The sequence below is a fragment of the Moellerella wisconsensis ATCC 35017 genome (genome assembly GCF_001294465.1).
GTDB classification, from domain to species: Bacteria; Pseudomonadota; Gammaproteobacteria; order Enterobacterales; family Enterobacteriaceae; genus Moellerella; species Moellerella wisconsensis.
Genome location: NZ_LGAA01000105.1, coordinates 1 through 204 on the forward strand (window position 1 = coordinate 1; position 204 = coordinate 204).

Annotated in this window: 1 pseudogene; it reads right to left on the reverse strand. The window is 54.9% G+C overall.

The features are described from left to right. A pseudogene (locus M992_RS14570) lies at positions 1–204 on the reverse strand (HlyD family efflux transporter periplasmic adaptor subunit); the annotation flags it as partial.

The following is a 204-nucleotide window of genomic DNA, read 5'->3' on the forward strand; positions in this document are numbered from 1 at the left end:
GTCGTTGCTGGACTGGGTCACATCAACGTAGATCGGATCAAGTTGCTGCACGGTTGCCAGCGCAGTCGCCTGACCGTTCTGTACCAATGCGCCTTCCGTCACGTTTGACTTACCAATGCGACCACTAATCGGAGAGGTGACTTTGGTGTAAGCCAGATTGATTCGCGCAGTTTCAACGGCAGCTTTCGCCGCAGTTACCGCAGC